Source organism: Streptomyces sp. NPDC004284, from assembly GCF_042874035.1.
Lineage (GTDB): Bacteria > Actinomycetota > Actinomycetes > Streptomycetales > Streptomycetaceae > Streptomyces.
Window position 1 is genome coordinate 567534 of record NZ_JBIAMJ010000002.1, and the last position, 14129, is coordinate 581662.

General features: G+C 72.4%; 10 protein-coding genes. 4 read left to right on the forward strand and 6 right to left on the reverse strand.

The annotated features are described in order from the left end of the window. Positions 1 to 140 precede the first annotated feature (140 nt). From ACFYUS_RS07740 to ACFYUS_RS07755, 4 genes are all read left to right on the forward strand, one after another. Complete coding sequence (locus ACFYUS_RS07740) at positions 141 to 332, forward strand: GntR family transcriptional regulator (RefSeq protein WP_388846975.1); 192 nt, start codon at positions 141 to 143, stop codon at positions 330 to 332. A gap of 198 nt (positions 333 to 530) precedes the next feature. Next, positions 531 to 770: a hypothetical protein gene (locus ACFYUS_RS07745; RefSeq protein ID WP_388846977.1), complete on the forward strand. Its 240-nt coding sequence runs from the start codon at positions 531 to 533 to the stop codon at positions 768 to 770. Positions 771 to 1128: 358 nt separating this feature from the next. Beyond that, the gene (locus tag ACFYUS_RS07750; RefSeq protein WP_388846979.1) at positions 1129 to 3255 is read left to right on the forward strand and encodes a collagenase; all 2127 of its coding nucleotides are present in this window, start codon (positions 1129 to 1131) and stop codon (positions 3253 to 3255) included. Positions 3256 to 3429: 174 nt separating this feature from the next. Next, positions 3430 to 5259: an APC family permease gene (locus tag ACFYUS_RS07755; protein ID WP_388846981.1), complete on the forward strand. Its 1830-nt coding sequence runs from the start codon at positions 3430 to 3432 to the stop codon at positions 5257 to 5259. Positions 5260 to 5356: 97 nt separating this feature from the next. On the opposite strand, the gene ACFYUS_RS07760 is transcribed toward ACFYUS_RS07755, so the two are convergent. From ACFYUS_RS07760 to katG, 6 genes are all read right to left on the reverse strand, one after another. Then, positions 5357 to 6142 carry an ABC transporter permease gene (locus tag ACFYUS_RS07760; protein WP_388846983.1) on the reverse strand — a complete coding sequence of 262 codons (786 nt, stop codon included), beginning with the start codon at positions 6140 to 6142 and terminating at the stop codon, positions 5357 to 5359. Then, on the reverse strand, positions 6139 to 7137 hold the full coding sequence (locus ACFYUS_RS07765; RefSeq protein WP_388846985.1) for an ATP-binding cassette domain-containing protein: 999 nt from the start codon (positions 7135 to 7137) through the stop codon (positions 6139 to 6141). The genes ACFYUS_RS07760 and ACFYUS_RS07765 overlap by 4 nt, the downstream gene beginning before the upstream one ends. 57 nt (positions 7138 to 7194) lie before the next feature. Continuing rightward, on the reverse strand, positions 7195 to 8037 hold the full coding sequence (locus ACFYUS_RS07770; protein ID WP_388846987.1) for a DUF4097 domain-containing protein: 843 nt from the start codon (positions 8035 to 8037) through the stop codon (positions 7195 to 7197). 82 nt (positions 8038 to 8119) lie between these two features. Beyond that, positions 8120 to 8635 (reverse strand): hypothetical protein, encoded by a 516-nt coding sequence (locus ACFYUS_RS07775; RefSeq protein WP_388846989.1) that lies wholly within the window; start codon positions 8633 to 8635, stop codon positions 8120 to 8122. A 221-nt stretch (positions 8636 to 8856) separates the two neighbouring features. Then, positions 8857 to 11649, reverse strand: a complete 2793-nt coding sequence (locus ACFYUS_RS07780) for a hypothetical protein (protein WP_388846991.1) — start codon at positions 11647 to 11649, stop codon at positions 8857 to 8859. Between the two features lie 216 nt (positions 11650 to 11865). Continuing rightward, positions 11866 to 14091, reverse strand: a complete 2226-nt coding sequence (gene katG / locus ACFYUS_RS07785) for a catalase/peroxidase HPI (protein WP_388846993.1) — start codon at positions 14089 to 14091, stop codon at positions 11866 to 11868. Positions 14092 to 14129: the final 38 nt, after the last annotated feature.

The window sequence follows — 14129 nt, forward strand, 5'->3', positions numbered from 1 at the left end:
CCGAGCTGTCCTGTCCGCCCGGTCCGTCCGGATGATCCGAGCCGCCCGAGCCGCCCGAGCCGCCCGAGCCGCCCGAGCCGCCCGAGCCGCCCGACTCGGGCGAGCCGCCCGCGCCCTCCGTGCCGGTCGCCGTCTCGCACGTGGCCCGTGCTGAAGCGCACCTCCGCGCGCGTCCACTCCGGCGCGTACGCGCGCGCCGCCGGCTGCGTGAGCGCGAACTCTCGGAGGCCCTCGGCGTCTCGCGCATCCCGGTCCGCGAGGCGCTCGTAAGGCTCGCCGCCGAAGGGCTCGTGGTCCTCCCGCCCCTGCGCGGGGCGGCGTCCGTCGGCTGATGCTCAGGGACGTCGGCGAGCTGTTCGGCCTGCGCCTCGGCCTCGGGAGGTTCGCCGCGCGCCGTGCCGTCGGGAGCGCCGCGCGAGGGGGCGAACACCCCGCCCTGCAAAGGATCATGGACCAGGTGGAGGAGGCCGCGCGGCTCCGCCGACGGCATCGCGGCCGCGAGCACCGCCTTCCGCGCCGGGGTCGTCACCATGACGGGCAACTTTCTGTCGCAGGCCTCGCTCCGGCCTTCCCTCGGCCTGGTGCACCGGCTCTTCCGGATCGCCTCCGCCGGTACCGGCCCCCGCGGCCACCGCGAGGAGCGCAAGCGGCTCTGCCAGGTCGTCCACGCCGGCCGGCCGCGACTCGCCGAGGCCCTCGCCTGCGCCCGCATCGACATCCGCCGCGAACCCGCCCTGCGCAGCCTCGGCGGCTTGCTGCCCGCCGGGTGACACGGGCCGAACCGCGGGTCTCCGGGGGCTTTTTCCCCGTGTTGATCGACGAATCCTGCCGTAGGTCTTCCAGAACAATGCGACATGTGAAATTTTACACGTCACGTGTCAGACGCCCGTGCTTCCCAGCATGTGGCCCCAACGGCCCCGGAGGCCCCCACAGATGCTTCCCTTCCGGATATCGAAGACCCGAGCGCGAAGACTTCCCGCGCTCGGTGCAGCCGTCTTCATCACGCTCGGCCTGTTCGCGCCGCAGAGCCAGGCCGCCCCCGTCGGCGCCACGGCTCAGGGCGGCGCGCACGCGGCCGGGACCACGGCCTCGCCGCGGTCGATCCCGGTTCCCAAGTCGCCCCATGCCATGAGCAAGAACCCCCGCTTCCGCCTCTCCTCGCAGGACGGCGCCGAGGAGTCCGCCCCGCGGTCCGCGCCCGCCGCCAAGACGAGCAAGCAGTCGTCGGCCATCGCCGCCGACGCGTGCGGCGACCTCTCCGGCGTCATCAACGCCACGGGCAGCGCGCTGGTCAACGAGCTCAAGGCGCTTCCCCAGATCACCTGTACCTACCCGCTGTTCAACCTCACCGGGGAGAACGCGCGGAAGACCTTCCGCGAAGCCCAGATGGTGACCGTCGCCAACGCGCTGCGCGACGACTCCGCCACGTACGCGGGCAACAACAGCACCTCCACCGGGCAGTTGGTGATGTTCCTGCGCGCCGGTTACTACGTGCAGGACAACAACGCGGACGTCGTCGGCGCCTACGGCACGGCGCTGGAAGGCGCGGCGCGCGGCGCCCTCGACGCCTTCTTCGCCAACCCGCGCAGCAAGGACGTCACCGACGCCAACGGCGAGATCCTCAACGAGGTCGTCACGCTGATCGACAGCACCCACGAGGCGGGCCGGTACGCCGGTGTCGTGAAGTGGATGCTCGGCGGCTACACCGGCGCGTGGCCCGGTCAGATGAACCTCGCCATGCAGCACGTCGAGTGGGTCGTCGAGAACGGCTTCAAGGCCAAGAACGACGCCCGCGGCTGGCGGGCCGCCCTCAAGGCCGACCCCGCCGTCCTCGACACCTGGGCCGGCTTCATCACGCGCAACGGCGCGGAGCTCAACCGCCTGGACGTCGTCAGCAACGTCGGCCGCTACCTCGGCTACGCCCTCGACATCCCCGAGCTCAAGGACCGGGTCCGCCCGCTCCTGAAGGACCTGATCAACCGGTACCCGAACGTCGGACCCACCGCACCGCTCACCATGAACCTCGGCTGGTACACGCGCCAGTACGACAAGGGCAACTGCGCGGCCTACGCCATCTGCGACCTGGGCCAGCGCGTGCTTCCCGTCGTCCTGCCGACCCAGTACACGTGCAACGCCGGCCTGAAGATCCGCGCCCAGGACATGTCCCCCGACCAGCTAGCGAGCACCTGCACCAGCCTCGTCGGCGAGGACGCCTACTTCCACCGGATCATCGGCGACAAGGGCGCGATCCCCGGTGACGTGAACACCAACCTGGAGGTCGTCGCCTTCGACGACTACACCCAGTACGCGCTGTACGCCTGGGCGATCTACGACATCGACGTCGACAACGGCGGCATGTACGAGGAGGGCAACCCGGCGGTCCCCGGCAACCAGGCCCGCTTCATCGCCCACGAGGCCAGCTGGCTGCGCCCGGCCTTCGAGATCTGGAACCTCAACCACGAGTACACCCACTACCTCGACGGCCGCTACAACATGTACGGCGACTTCGAGGCGGGCATGACCACGCCGACCATCTGGTGGGTCGAGGGCATCGCCGAGAACATCTCGTACGGCTACCGCAACGAGCGCAACGCCAACGCGATCGCCGAGGCCGCCAAGAACACGTACAAGCTCAGCGACCTCTTCGACACCGTCTACGGCCAGGACGAGGACCCCGACGTCAACTCGAACCGCGTCTACCGCTGGGGCTGGCTCGCCGTCCGCTACATGCTGCAGAAGCACCCCGCGGACGTCCAGACCGTGCTCGGCAAGTACCGCGCCGGTGACTGGGCCGGGGCCCGCACCGTCCTGAAGCAGACCATCGGCACCCGCTACGACGCGGACTTCGCGACCTGGCTGTCGACGGACTGCGCCACCAAGGACTGCGGAACGCTGCCGGACGCCTCCACGGCCGCTCCCGTCCCGCTGTGCACCCTCAGCGACCCCCGCCAGTTCGACCAGAACTGCCGCCGGGACGGCCTGGCCGCCACCACCGGCAACTACAGCTACCACTTCGTGTACCTGCCGGCCGGCGTCAAGCAGCTGACGATCACCAGCAGCGGCGGCACCGGCAACGCCGACCTGTACTACGGCGGCGGCACCTGGGCCACCACCGGCAACTACCAGGCGAAGTCCACCAACGCCGGGAACGGCGAGACCCTGACGATCGACAACCCGCCGTCCGGCTGGGTCTACTTCAGCCTCGCCGCCGCACAGAGCTTCAGCGGCGTGAGCCTCTCCACGCAGGCCAAGTGAACCCGTTCGCCGGGGCCCCCGCCGGGCCCCGGCGAACGTCTGCCCCGAGGCAGGGGGCCGTCAAGAAGGCGTGAGGAGACGGGCGTCCGGCGCCAAGAACCCGCCAGGGACGGCGGGAGGCGCGGCGGACGGGGGACACCCTGAGCGGACCTGAGTACGAAGGAGCTCACCCGCATGTCCGCTCTGACCACCGAGAACGCCGCCACGCCCGCCGTCGGGGAACCCCCGGACGCCGGTGCGCGCCACAAGCTGACGGCCGTCACCGGGCTCGCCGCGCTGTCGCTCGACGCGATGGCCTCGGTGGCGTACGGCCCCGAGGCCATCGTCCTCGTCCTCGCGGCCGCCGGCGGACACGGCCTCGGCTTCACGCTCCCGGTCACCCTGGCCATCGCGGGCCTGCTGGCGGTGCTCGTGGCCTCGTACCGGCAGGTGATCGCGGCCTTCCCCGACGGCGGCGGCTCCTACGCGGTCGCGAAGGCCCACCTCGGCCGCCGCACCAGCCTCGTCGCGGCGGGCTCGCTCGTCCTCGACTACGTCCTGAACGTCGCCGTGGCCGTGACGGCCGGCGTCGCCGCCCTCACCTCCGCCTTTCCCGCGCTGTACGGGGACCGCCTGTGGATCTGCCTGGCGGTGCTCGTGCTCATCACGGCCGTGAACCTGCGGGGGATCGTCGACTCGGCGCGCGCGTTCCTCCTCCCGACCGCCGTCTTCATCGGCGCGATCCTCGCCCTGATCGTCGTCGGCCTCTTCCGCGACGCGCCCGTCTCCACGGCCGCCTCCGCAGGCCACGCCTCCGTCCTCGCCGACGACGCCACCACCGTCGGCGCCCTGCTCCTCCTCAAGGCGTTCGCCTCCGGCTGCTCGGCGCTCACCGGCGTCGAGGCGATAGCGAACGCGGTGCCGTCGTTCCGCGCCCCCGCCGTCCGGCGGGCCATGCGCGCCGAGGTCGCGCTCGGCGCGCTGCTCGGCGTGATGCTGATCGGCCTGTCCGTACTGATCTCCCGCTTCGGCCTCCAGCCGGTCGAGGGCGTCACCGTCCTCGCCCAGCTCGCCGACGCCTCCCTCGGCCACGGCGCGGCCTTCTACGTCCTCCAGTTCGCCACCATGGTGCTCCTGGCCCTGTCCGCGAACACCTCCTTCGGCGGCCTCCCGGTCCTGCTGAAACTGCTCGCCCGCGACAACCACCTGCCGCACGTCTTCGGCCTCAAAGCCGACCGCCAGGTCCACCGCCACGGCGTCGTCTGGCTCGCCCTCGTCTCCGCCGGGCTGTTGGTCCTCTCCGGCGGCGACACCAACACCCTCGTCCCGCTCTTCGCGATCGGCGTCTTCGTCGGCTTCACCCTCGCCCAGACCGGCATGGTCCTGCACTGGCGGACCACCCGGCAGTGGGGCAAGGCCGCGCTCAACGGCTTCGGCGCGCTGCTCACCGGGGTGTCGGCGGTGGTCGTCACCGCCACCAAGTTCCACGACGGGGCCTGGCTGATCGTCATCGCACTGCCCCTGCTCGTCGCCCTCTTCGAGGCCGTCCACCGGGCGTACGGCCGGATCGGCGAGCGTCTCGGCGTCGGCCGGATCCCCGAACCCCCGCACCGCGAACGCTCGTTGGTCCTGGTCCCCGTCTCCTCCCTGAACCGCCTCACCAGCGAGGCCCTCACCGCCGCCGTCTCCCTCGGCGACGAGGTCCGGGCCCTCACGGTCTGCCACCCGGACCCCGAGGACCTGGCGGTCACCGAGGCCCTCGAACGCGACTGGGCCCTCTGGAACCCGGGCGTCCCCCTCGTCCGGCTCCCCTCCGAACGCCGCTCCCTCGGCCGGCCCGTCACCGCCTACGTACGCGCCCTGCGGGCGACCGAACCGGGCACCCGGGTCACCGTCCTCATCCCCGAGGTCGAACCCGAGCGGCTCTGGCAGCGCGCCCTGCAGAACCAGCGCGGCGCGGTCGTCGCCCACGCCGTCCGCCGCGACACGAACGCCGTCGTCTGCCGGCTCCGCTTCCGCTGCTGACCCCGTCGTCGGAGATCCGTCGAAAACCCCTTCGCCCGTCGCCGGCCGCCCGGTGGGGCGGTGGCGACGGGCCTGGTGAAGGCGTCCGTCCGGTGGGCTACTTGGGGTCGCGGTTGAAGGCGGACTTGGACCAGAGGTAGCCGAGGACGGTCAGGGCGAGGCACCAGGCGAGGGCGAGCCAGCCGTTGTGGCCGATCTCGGTGCCCAGCAGGAGGCCGCGGAGGGTCTCGATGGCGGGGGTGAAGGGCTGGTACTGGGCGATGGGCTGGAACCAGCCGGGCATCTGGTCGACGGGGACGAAGGCGCTGGAGATCAGCGGGAGGAAGATCAGCGGCATGGCGTTGTTGCTGGCGGCCTCGGCGTTCGGGCTGACCAGGCCCATGCCGACCGCGATCCAGGTCATGGCCAGGGCGAACAGGACCAGCAGGCCGAAGGCCGCCAGCCACTCCACGGCGGTGGCGCCGGTGGAGCGGAAGCCGATCGCGAGGCCGACCGCGCCGACCAGGGTGACGCTGAGGACGGACTGGATGACACTGCCGATGACGTGGCCGGTGATGACCGAGCCGCGGTGGATGGCCATGGTGCGGAAGCGGGCGATGATGCCCTCGGTCATGTCCGTGGAGACGGACACGGCGGTGCCGATCGTGGTCGAGCCGATCGTCATCAGCAGCAGGCCGGGGACCAGGTAGGCGATGTAGTCGGCGCGGCCCGCGCCGCCCATGCCCGCGCTCATGGTGTCGCCGAAGACGTAGACGAACAGCAGCAGGAGCATGACCGGGGTGAGCAGCAGGTTGAGGGTCAGGGAGGGGTAGCGCCGGGCGTGCAGGAGGTTGCGGCGCAGCATGGTGGTGGTGTCGCGGGCGGCGAGGGACAGGGTGCTCATCGGACGGATCCCTTCGGCTGGGCGGTGGCGGTTTCGGTGGCGGTGAGGGCGAAGAAGACGTCGTCCAGGTCGGGGGTGTGGACGGTGAGTTCGTCCGCTTCGATGCCCTCGGAGTCCAGCCAGTCGAGGATCGAGCGCAGTTCGCGCTGGCTGCCGTCGCTGGGGATCTGCAGGGAGAGGGCTTCGTCGTCGTGTGCCGCGCCGGTGAGGGTGGCCAGGGCGGCGCGGTAGGCGGTCGGGTCGGTGAAGCGGAGACGGATGTGTCCGCCGGGGATCAGACGCTTGAGCTCCTCCGCCGTTCCCTCGGCCGCGATCCTGCCGTCGTTGAGGACGGCGATGCGGTCGGCGAGCTGGTCGGCCTCCTCCAGGTACTGGGTGGTGAGGAAGACCGTCACGCCGCCGGAGACGAGCTCGCGGATGATCTGCCACATGCTGTGGCGCGAGCGCGGGTCCAGGCCGGTGGTCGGCTCGTCGAGGAAGATGATCCGCGGGCTGCCGACCAGGGTCATCGCGATGTCCAGGCGGCGTTTCATGCCGCCGGAGTAGGTCGAGGCCGGCTTCTTCGCCGCGTCCGTGAGGTCGAAGCGCTCCAGGAGCTCGGCGGTGACCCGGCGGCCCTCGGCCTTGGAGAGGTGGTGCAGGTCGGCCATCAGGCGCATGTTCTCCTCGCCCGTGATCAGGCCGTCGACGGCGGAGAACTGGCCGGTCACCCCGATCGCGGCCCGCACGGCCTGTGCTTCGGCCGTGATGTCGTGGCCGGCCACCCGGGCCTGGCCGCCGTCGGCGGTGATCAGGGTGGACAGGATCTTCACGGCGGTCGTCTTGCCCGCGCCGTTCGGGCCGAGGAGGGCGAAGACCGAGCCCTCGGGGACGGTCAGGTCGATGCCGTCCAGGACGGTCTTGTCGCCGTAGGACTTGCGCAGCCCGGTCGCTGCGATGGCCGGGGCGGTCCGACCGTCCCTCGGATTGGGCATGGGCATGACAGAAGTAGGCATGGGGCCCTCCTGGGGAAGGGTTGGGGGCGGGGGAGCGGGGCTGTGGAGGTGCGGTGCTCAGGCCTTGGCGCGGCGGATGTCGATGTTGCCCCAGTTGGTCCGCGCGCGGACCGTGACGGTCTCCTCGGTCTCCTCCGGGGCCTCGGAGGCGGTGAGCGTGTTGCGTACGTGCCCGCGGTTGGAGTTGACGTCCAGCCAGGCGGCGGTGCCCGAGCGGATGCCGATCTCGATGGAGCCGTTGGAGGTCTCCAGCTGGACCTCGCCGCGGGAGACCTCGGCGACGCGGAGGGCGCCGTTGGTGGAGGTGCCGGTGACCGACGACTCGGCGCGCGCGATGTCGATGCTGCCGTTGGCGCCGCTGACGCGCAGTTCGCCGGTCACGGTGCCGACGGTCGTGGCGCCGTGCGAGTTCTTCAGGACGGCGGGGCCGTCGATGAGGCCGACGCGCAGGTTGCCGGTGCTGCTGGTGATCTCGGCCGTGCCCTCGACCCGTTCCACGGTGGTCTGGCCGTGCGACGCGGTCAGGTGCAGGGAGCCGGTGGTGTCCAGGCGGACGTCACCGGCCGAGGTCTTCACGCGGACCTCGCCGAGCCGGCCCTCGCCGATCAGGGTGGACGCGGCGCCGGTCATGTCGATCCGCGACCCCGTGGGCAGTTCCACCGTCACGTCGACCGTGCCGCCGCGCCCCAGCAGGTTGGCCTTGGGCGTGGTGATGGTCAGGGCGCCGCCGGTGCAGGTGACCTCGGTCTGGTCGGCCGCCCGTACGTCCAGGTCCTTCTTGGGGGTGCGGGGCCGCACCTCGACGACGGTGTCGGGGCGGTCGCTCGCGATGAACTGGAGGGAGCCGGCGTAGACGTAGGCGGTGACCGAGATCGGTGCGGGGGTGTCGAAAGAAGGCATGGCTGTCCCGTCCTCTTGAGTCTTCAGGTCGTCCCCGCAGGTGGGACGTGGTGTGGGTGAAGCGGTGCGGGTGGGGGCGCGGTCAGCGCACCCAGCCCGTGATGCTCTGTCCGGCGCTCTGGGACTTCTCCGGCGTGCGCGGCCGGGTGGAGCCGCCGACCGCCGCCGACACGGCCCGTACCAGCCACGCGTTGACCGACAGGCCCTCGCGGGCCGCGGCCTCCTCGGCACGGGTCTTGAGGTGGGCCGGCAGGCGCAGGTTGACGCGGGCGGTGCCTCCCTCGTCGCCCTCGGCGAGGGCCGGGGCGGGGAGGGGCTCGGTGGTGGCGTCCGGCTGCGCGGGGGTGCCGCCGGTGGGCGGCGGCGTCACCACGAAGTCGGGGTCGAGGCCCCGGAGCCGTACGTCGACCGAACCGGGCGCGAGTTCGCGGGTGATCTCGTCCGTGGCGGCGGAGAGCACGTTGAGCATGGTCAGCCGGGCGGCCGACTCCAGGGGAGCGGTCAGCCGCTCGGCCAGCTCGCGCGCCTCCTCGCCGCCGGCTTCGGCGGCCACCGCGAGTTCGCGGCGGAGAGTGTCGACATACGGGGTGAGATCCATGACGTCATCATGGCACCACTCTGGTGCCATGCGCAAGCGTCAGGGTGGGGCCGAAAGGGCGCCTTCGCTTGATACCCACTCTGACCTGCGTCGATGGGGTGATGTTCTTTTGGATGGCCGTGGCGCCAGGTGGGTGCGACTGCTGCCGGAGATGCGGAATGGCGCCACATGGCACCGAGTGGTGTCATGTGGCGCCATGGTGTGGCGCAGGTGGTGTCAGCTCACGCCGCGTCCCGCACCCTGCCCGTGAACTCCGGGCCCGGGACCCGCTCCCAGGACTCGTCGTACGTGAAGAGCGCGCCCCGGAGGGACTCCGTCGGCTCCGTGGCCCCGTCGCGGACGGTGGGGACGCTCACCTCCGTCGTCGTCTGCCCGGCGGGGACGGAGAGCCACAGGCTCGTCTCGCCCTCGACCGTCTTGGACAGCGGCCTCAGGGGGTCCGGCTTCTCGCCGAAGTTCGCCTCCAGCCAGGCCGGGTCCACGTCCTTCGTGGACAGTTCCTGGCCGCTGGTCACCGGCTTGAGGAGGACCCCGCCCGAGATGTCGACGTCGGCCGGCCCGGAGAGCGTCACCCGCCAGCTCAGGGCCGAGCCCTCGGCCACGTCGTCCGCGACGGGCGTCAGGCGCATCGTGGGCATGGCGTCGTCGTTCCGCGCGGTCACGCCGCCCCGGTGCGCTCCGACCACGGTGCCGCGCACCGCCTTGACGAAGGCGTCGTGCCGCACGTCGTAGCCGTAGCGCGTGTTGCCCCGCACCTCGACCGGTACGTCGATGTCATGGCGTCCCGGCCGCACGGTCACCACGCGGGAGGTGACCCGGTCGGTTCCCGGCACCGGGGTGAACAGACGGACCTGGCCGCCGCCCTGTCCGGAGACCGTCACCGGCACCCGGTAGGTACGGACCCCGGAGTTCCCCTCCGCGACCGTCAGGCGGCCGATGTCGACGCGCGCGAGCGGCTTCGGGTTCACCGCCGGGGTGCCGGGGCGCCAGCCCCAGGCGTCCATGAGCCAGGCGCGGCCGGCGCCGCCGCGCGGGGTCAGTTCGAGCGCGCCGATGTGCTTCAGGTCGAGGCCCGCCCGGGTCGCGGCGGACAGCGGTACGCGGACCTCGCGGCCCCAGTACGCGGCGGTGCGCGGGCTGCCCGGCAGTCCGTCGACGCGGGTGCGGCCCAGCTGGGCGCGGCGGCCGGAGCCGTCGGTCACGGCGACGTCCAGCGTGGTGCCGGTGCTGTTGGGCGGGACGATCACGCGCAGCGCCAGGGACTCGGCGCCCGCGAGGGAGACCGGCCGGGACGGGCGGACCGTGACCCGGGCTCCCGCGCCCGTCCACTTCATCGCGACGGCGTCACGGCCCGGTTCGGGAGCCGTCTCCCAGTACGCGAAGTGCGGCGACCAGCCCTCCTCGGGCGACAGGCAGGCGCGGGCGGCGTCGGGGTCGACCTGGGCGCAGAGCCGGCCGCCGCCGGAGACGGCGACCGAGGGGCCCGGCTGGAACGCCGGGGTGCGGCGGGCGCCGACGGCGTGGGTGAGGACCCGCGCCGGGCCCGCCGAGGGGGCGCGGCGGCCGGTGCCGTCGAGCAGCGGCCGGACCGCGTCGTCGCCGCCGACGAACAGCCGGGCGGAGGCCGCGACGTAGGTGGCGCCGACGGCCTGCTGCTGCGTCGCCGTCAGACGGGTCGCCGTGCCGGGGGAGCAGACCGGGTCGGTCCCGTCCTCGGACGAGAAGTCGTCGTCGGCCGGTGCCTTCGCCTGCCCGGGAGTCCACTCGCTGTTGAAGAAGTTGTGGTTGGCGCCGATCACGTAGGCCGCGCTGTGGAGGGCGGCCCCCTTGCTGACGCCGCGGGTGCCGTCGACGTAGATCTGGCCCTGGAGGTCGGACACGTCGCCGTCGCAGCCCGGCAGGATGGTCGTGGACGGCACGTCGGGGGCCGGGTTCTGGCCGAACACCGTGGGCCCGATCAGGACGTTGCCGCGGATCTTCCACCGTACGGGGCCCCGGTAGCCGTCCTGGGCGGCGGGCGGCGGGTTCAGGCTGTCGAGCGCGGCCCGGTTGACGCCCTCGCCTCCCCGGGAGTGCCCGACGAGGAGCACCCGCGAGAGGTCGGCGGGCGCGGTCTTCCGTACGGCCGCCGGGGCGGAGGACCGGTCGGCGGCCCAGCCGGCCCAGCGGGCGAGGTGCAGGCGGACCAGGGAGGAGCGGGCCTGGGCGCCGGCGTCCTCGAGGTCCGCGTCCTGCGCGTTGACGCCGTTCGCGGCGATGGACACCGTCACGTACCCCTGGGAGGCCAGGAGCCGCTGGGCGCGCAGGTACCCCTGCTCGCTGGGTATCGGCCGGGTGCCCGCCGGGCACGGCCAGGTGAGCCGGAGGTCCTCGGTCCCCGGGGTGTAGCAGGTGGCGTGGCGGCCGTGCAGGAAGAGGGCCACCGGGCGCTTCCCCGGGGCGTCGGCCGGGCCGACGACCGTGGCGCGCATCTCGACGGGCTGCGGGAGGCCGGGCAGGCGTACGGACCGCAGGGCGTACTCGCCGCCGACCGTCCGGTAGCGGCCCGGCACTCCCGGGTCGACCGGGTTCGCGGGCAGCGGGGCCGGGTTCGCGGCGGCGGGGGCGAGGGGGCGCTCGGCGGCGGCGCCGGCGCGGCCCGCCGTGTCGAGCCTCCGCCCGCCGGCCGTCACCCGCAGCTCCGTTCCCCCGTCGAGCCGGACGCCGTCGAGGGGCAGGGCGTAGGAGCGTCCGTCGGGCCGGGGGAGCGGACGGCCGAGGAGCCGGTCCCCGGCGTGGAACTCGACCCGGGCGTCGCCCACGGGCACGCGCTCGGGCGACGTCCAGACCAGCTGCCTGCCCGCCCCGTCCCCGGTGATCCGCCAGCCGTCGGGGAGGGCGACACCGTCGAGGCGGCTCCCCGGGGCCGTCGGCGGTGACGCGGGTGAAGGCTGGGCGGACGCCGGCCAGGGCGCCGCCGCCGTCAGGGCGAGTAATGCCACGGCGGTGGTCACGCCGCGTGTGACACGTATCAAAGCGGTCTTCCTCACGATCGGTCTCGTCGGGGCACCGGGAGGAGGCCGGATTCCCGGCCTTCCCGCCGCCCCTCTCGTGTCGTGAGGACGGTGAAGGACACCCTTCGGTTGTCTCATGCGGCGTCAGGAAGGCGTCACGGGAGGGGTGTCGACGCGAAAGGGCCGGCCCGGGTGGCGTGAAAGCCACCCGGGCCGGCCCCGGCGGTGCGGTGAGGATCAGGCGATGTCGAACCGGTCCAGGTTCATGACCTTGTCCCACGCCGACACGAAGTCCTTCACGAACTTCTCCTTCGCGTCGTCGCTCGCGTAGACCTCGGCCAGCGCGCGCAGTTCGCTGTTGGAGCCGAAGACCAGGTCGGCGCGGCTGCCCGTCCACCTGACCGCGCCGGTGGCCGTGTCGCGGCCCTCGAACGTGGTCTGGTCGGCGGAGGTGGACTTCCACTCCGTGCCCAGGTCGAGCAGGTTGGCGAAGAAGTCGTTCGTCAGCTTGCCGGGCGTCTCGGTGAGGACACCGAGCGAGGTCTGCGGCTGCGTGACGCCGAGGACGCGCAGGCCGCCGACGAGGACCGTCAGCTCGGGCGCGCTCAGGGTGAGCAGGTTCGCCCGGTCGATGAGGAGGTACTCGGCCGGGAGGCGGTTGCCCTTGCCCAGGTAGTTGCGGAAGCCGTCCGCGGCCGGCTCCAGGGCGGCGAAGGACTCGACGTCCGTCTGCTCCTGGGCGGCGTCCACACGGCCCGGGGTGAACGGCACCTCGACGGAGTGGCCCGCGTCGGCGGCCGCCTTCTCGACCGCCGCGACGCCCGCGAGGACGACGAGGTCGGCGAGGGAGACCTGCTTGCCGCCGCTCTGCGCGGTGTTGAAGGACTCCTGGACGCCCTCCAGGACGCGCAGCACCTGCGCGAGGTCGTCCGGGTTGTTGACCTCCCAGTTGCGCTGCGGCTCCAGGCGGATGCGGCCGCCGTTGGCGCCACCGCGCTTGTCGCTGCCGCGGAAGGAGGAGGCGGCGGCCCAGGAGGCGGAGACCAGCTGGGTGACCGTGAGGTCCGAGCCGAGGATCTTCTCCTTGAGGGAGGCGATGTCCGCGGCGTCGACGAGCTCGCCCGAGCGCGCCGGCAGCGGGTCCTGCCAGAGGAGCTCCTCGGACGGGACCTCGGAACCGAGGTAGCGCACGACCGGGCCCATGTCGCGGTGGGTGAGCTTGTACCAGGCGCGGGCGAAGGCGTCCGCGAACTGGTCCGGGTTCTCGTAGAAGCGGCGCGAGATCTGCTCGTAGACCGGGTCGAAGCGCAGCGACAGGTCGGTGGTGAGCATCGTCGGGAGGTGCTTCTTCTCCGGGTCGTACGCGTCCGGGATGATCGCCTCGGCGTCCTTGGCGACCCACTGGTGGGCGCCCGCCGGGCTCTTCGTCAGCTCGTACTCGTACTCGAAGAGGTTCTTGAAGAAGCCGTTGCCCCACTGGGTCGGCGTGGTGGTCCAGGTGACCTCCAGACCGCTGGTGATGGCGTCGGGGCCCTTGCCGGAGCGGAAGGTGCTCTTCCAGCCGAGGCCCTGGTCCTCCAGGGTGGCGGCCTCCGGGTCCGCGCCCACGTGGTCCGCCGGGCCGGCGCCGTGGGTCTTGCCGAAGGTGTGGCCGCCCGCGATGAGGGCGACGGTCTCCTCGTCGTTCATCGCCATCCGGCGGAAGGTCTCGCGGATGTCACGCGCCGCGGCGACCGGGTCCGGGTTGGCGTTCGGGCCCTCCGGGTTGACGTAGATGAGGCCCATCTGCACCGCGCCGAGCGGGTTCTCCAGCTCGCGGTCGCCGGTGTAGCGCTCGTCGCCGAGCCAGGTGGTCTCCGGGCCCCAGTAGACGTCCTCGTCGGGCTCCCACACGTCCGCGCGGCCGCCGGCGAAGCCGAAGGTCTCGAAGCCCATCGACTCCAGGGCGACGTTGCCCGCGAGGATCATGAGGTCGGCCCAGGAGATGTTCTGGCCGTACTTCTTCTTCACCGGCCACAGCAGACGGCGCGCCTTGTCCAGGTTGCCGTTGTCCGGCCAGCTGTTCAGCGGCGCGAAACGCTGCTGGCCGGCGCCGGCGCCGCCGCGGCCGTCGCTGATGCGGTACGTGCCGGCGCTGTGCCAGGCCATGCGGACCATGAACGGGCCGTAGTGGCCGAAGTCGGCGGGCCACCAGTCCTGCGAGGTGGTCAGGATCTCGGCGATGTCCTGCTTCACGGCGGGCAGATCGAGGCCCTCGAAGGCCTGCGCGTAGTCGAAGTCCTCACCGAGCGGGTTGGCCACGGCCGGGTTCTTGGCGAGGATCTTCAGGTTCAGCCGGTTCGGCCACCACTGGCTGTTGCCACCGCTCTGGGTGGGATGGGCGGCGCGGCCGTGCGCGACCGGACAGCCGCCCTGGCCCTCCGCGTTCGCGTCGGTGACGGTTGCTTCGTGGTTCTCAGACATGGGAATCCTTCCGGACCTGGCGGATCACAGTGCTCAGG

Bases quoted from the DNA above. Each gene is read 5' to 3' on its own strand.
- ACFYUS_RS07755 (WP_388846981.1), top strand. From the start codon at position 3,430: ATGTCCGCTCTGACCACCGAGAACGCCGCCACGCCCGCCGTCGGGGAA.
- ACFYUS_RS07750 (WP_388846979.1), top strand. From the start codon at position 1,129: ATGAGCAAGAACCCCCGCTTCCGCCTCTCCTCGCAGGACGGCGCCGAG.
- katG (WP_388846993.1), bottom strand. From the start codon at position 14,091: ATGTCTGAGAACCACGAAGCAACCGTCACCGACGCGAACGCGGAGGGC.
- ACFYUS_RS07760 (WP_388846983.1), bottom strand. From the start codon at position 6,142: ATGAGCACCCTGTCCCTCGCCGCCCGCGACACCACCACCATGCTGCGC.
- ACFYUS_RS07775 (WP_388846989.1), bottom strand. From the start codon at position 8,635: ATGGATCTCACCCCGTATGTCGACACTCTCCGCCGCGAACTCGCGGTG.
- ACFYUS_RS07765 (WP_388846985.1), bottom strand. From the start codon at position 7,137: ATGCCTACTTCTGTCATGCCCATGCCCAATCCGAGGGACGGTCGGACC.
- ACFYUS_RS07770 (WP_388846987.1), bottom strand. From the start codon at position 8,037: ATGCCTTCTTTCGACACCCCCGCACCGATCTCGGTCACCGCCTACGTC.
- ACFYUS_RS07745 (WP_388846977.1), top strand. From the start codon at position 531: ATGACGGGCAACTTTCTGTCGCAGGCCTCGCTCCGGCCTTCCCTCGGC.